Raw genomic sequence first — 3,242 nt, forward strand, 5'->3', positions numbered from 1 at the left:
GCTTTCCTGGGACCGAGGGCGGTGCGCTGTCAGCAGAACTTCCTGAGCCGCTATCTGTGGGATGAGGAGCGGATGCTGGAGCGCCACCAGGGGCTGCTGGCGGAGGCAGTGGGGGAAGAGGACGGGATGCACACAGTGGACAGCACTGAAATCCCCAAGAAGGGCAAAGAGTCAGTAGGGGTTGCCCGGCAGTATTGCGGGAATCTGGGCAAGCGGGAAAACTGCCAATCGGGGGTGTTTGTGGGCTACACCAGCCGAAAGGGCTATGGGCTGGTAGATAGACGGCTGTATGTGCCCAAAATCTGGTTTGAGGAGCAATACGCTGAGCGGCGCCGGAAGTGCGGCATACCCTCGGAGCTTCAGTTCCAAACCAAGATCGAGATCGCCCTTGAGCTTTTGGAAAAGCAAATGCAGCGGGGGTTGTTAGCGGGTCGGTGGATAGGCTCGGACTCCTTCTTTGGCAGCGACGCTGCGTTTCGAGACACCATAGCCAGATGGGGCAAGCTGTATCTGGCTGAGATACGGTCCAACATCCAGGTGTGGCCTCTCGCAGGGGAGCAGCAGGGCAGCCCTGAAAAAGCCCTTGCGGTCTCAGAGATAGCCCGGAGTGAACGGACCCCGTGGCAGCGGGTGGTGCTTGCCGAAGGGTCCAAAGGTCCCCTCGTGGCGGAGGTGAGTATTCAGCGAGTACGGGAGAGCAGAGAGGGGCAGCCCGGGCAAGAGCTGTGGCTGATCATCAGGCGGCTTGAGGGGGGCAAGCTCAAGTACTATCTTAGCAACGCACCCCAAGATATGGAAGCCGAAGAGCTCAAGCGGGCTCTGCTGATGAGATGGCCGATCGAGCAGTGCTTCGAGGATGGCAAGAAGTATCTGGGTATGGACCACTACGAGCATCGCAGCTGGAACGGCTGGCATCGGCATATGCTGTATGTGTTCCTGGCGATGCTTTTTCTCCTGCGCCTGAGGCTGAAGTTTAAAAAAAAACTCCAACTCTGACTCTGCCCCAGGTTCAGCGATTGCTCGCAGCAGCTCTGGAGCGGGAACGACTGGATAGACGCCAGGCAGCCCAGATTCTCAAATACTACACCTATCGGAACTACGGAGCCTACATGGCTCACTCGAGGAGACGCAAGGTCAATCGCCTCGACTGCTGATCGATTGCAGCCTGGCCACACTCTGCCAAGGCGACAGCTCATTTCGCCTCAATAGTGTCTGCCGGAGTGTCCCCCAGCTTTTGGCGCTCAGCGGAGCCAGGCTGAGTATCCCTCGGGTCCTGCCCTCCCAACGCAACCACCGCTATCGATGGCACTGAGGGTGATTAATAAATGGGTTCTGAATATGAAGGAACTAGAAGTTCCTGCTTCTTCAGTATACATCTGTGGAGATTAAATGTTTAACATTTTCCTGCTTTTGTGGTCATCTATCGCTGTAGGGATATACAAACTTTGCCAGTACATCTTCCGCCACTCTTGTCCCAAAAACTAATCTAAGGCAAAAGTATAGTCCGACAAATAGCACAAACAAAGCGAATATTGGAACTAAGAGGCCCTCCATTTCTGTCCTTGCCGGATACAGTTAAATCCTTGCATAATAATCATAGGCCTGATCTATCCCACCCTCCTCACCTGCCCCATACCCATGGTTGTCTTCTGTCCCAGTCCGGCAAAGAAGGCAAAATCGGCCAGAATGTTTAAATATCTAGTCATCTCGTTTTGGTCACCCAAGACCGTATACTTACATTTTCCCTGAAAGCCGATCAGAGAGTGATCTCCCAGATCGTAGAGTCGGCTCGATAGTCGATATTGGGTCAACCCTACCCGCTCAAAGATGAAATTCTTAATCTCTTGGGGGATCTTCTTGGGAGCATAGGCATTCCACTTGCGCAGCAGGCTGCCAAAAACTAGATTTGGGTCAGGGAGCACGTAGTTGATCTTGCCCTGGCGGAAAGTGGTGGGAGTTTGGAAACAAAGGGTGATCTCCGGCTCACCATTGGCAGTAGAGATGAGATCGTCATAGGGAAGAAGGCCCGACCATCCTCGTATGTCGCCTACGGCAAGGTCCATTCCGGTAATAAGAAAAGGCGTCTCTTCTATCATAACCGTAGCATTGGGAATAGCCTCTCCATAGAAAACCCTCACCAATGCCTCACAACACTCTTCGGTAAGTGCTGTGAAACGGAACCAGTATTCCTCTTCCGCCACCGCCTTCTTTGTCCCGGATTCCGTACGGAAATGCCCGAACAGAGGAGAGACAGTAAATGGCTTTTGCCCTTTAGCCTCATGGAGTTCCCGAGCCAGAGGGGGATTTACTCTCTCTACAAGATGCAGAAAAAGACCATGCAAAAGTCTGCCTGTGGAATACTGGTAACAGACGCTTTTCATCGGCCGCACCCGGACCACAAAGCTTCCCAACATGTCAACGTCTCCTCGCTGGGCACCCCCAAAGTTTTGGTAAACTCTCTAGATTTTTCTGATATTTACTATCATTCATGTCTTGGCACCCAATTGACTATTTCAACTCTTTGCCTCTTTCTTATAAATTTCGGCATCTTTCCAGAGGACTATTTTTGCTGAAAGATCTTGTCCTGCAAGAAAACCAGAATAAGTTTCAATCCCTCTTAGGTATCGGTCTCCTTTCTCATGGGGCGTCGTCCTGACCCCCCGAGAGGTCGAGGTGGTGTTTCAATCCCTCTTAGGTATCGGTCTCCTTTCTCATCCCATAAGGTTAAGGAGGGGAGCCCGAGATGCATGTTTCAATCCCTCTTAGGTATCGGTCTCCTTTCTCATGGGCGGCTACGAACTCTACGAGGATGAAGATTTTCTTTAGTTTCAATCCCTCTTAGGTATCGGTCTCCTTTCTCATAGAGAGCAAGGATCCGGGATATGTCTGCGAGGATAGTTTCAATCCCTCTTAGGTATCGGTCTCCTTTCTCATCGGAGGTGAGAAAGGTGATTGAAATAATTTTTAAACCCGTTTCAATCCCTCTTAGGTATCGGTCTCCTTTCTCATTCAAAGAGCTGACCGGGAAACTAATGAACATCCCGGCTAAGTTTCAATCCCTCTTAGGTATCGGTCTCCTTTCTCATATATCCATTTTGAGTTAAACGGATTTAATCCAGAGGACTACCGTTTCAATCCCTCTTAGGAATTGTCATAAAATAACTTGATCATTTCTGGTGTTCACGCTATACTATTTGCATGAACACTGAACATATTCAAGAACGCTTTGAGCTTTTCAAGCC

2 protein-coding genes and 1 CRISPR repeat array are annotated in these 3,242 nt (G+C 50.8%); of the genes, one reads left to right on the plus strand and one right to left on the minus strand.

What is annotated here, in order from left to right; genetic code table 11:
• Window positions 1-996, plus strand: a 996-nt coding sequence (locus tag HW443_RS10130; protein WP_176238146.1) for an IS701 family transposase, incomplete at its 5' end; no start/stop codon positions are given.
• A gap of 611 nt (window positions 997-1,607) precedes the next feature.
• Here HW443_RS10130 and cas6 read toward each other — a convergent pair.
• Window positions 1,608-2,414, minus strand: a complete 807-nt coding sequence (cas6, locus tag HW443_RS10135; RefSeq protein ID WP_176238147.1) for a CRISPR-associated endoribonuclease Cas6 — start codon at window positions 2,412-2,414, stop codon at window positions 1,608-1,610.
• Window positions 2,415-2,604: 190 nt separating this feature from the next.
• Window positions 2,605-3,086: a CRISPR direct-repeat array (repeat unit 37 nt; unit sequence GTTTCAATCCCTCTTAGGTATCGGTCTCCTTTCTCAT).
• Window positions 3,087-3,242: the final 156 nt, after the last annotated feature.

The sequence above is a fragment of the Candidatus Hakubella thermalkaliphila genome (genome assembly GCF_013281975.1).
Taxonomy (GTDB): Bacteria; Actinomycetota; Humimicrobiia; order Hakubellales; family Hakubellaceae; genus Hakubella; species Hakubella thermalkaliphila.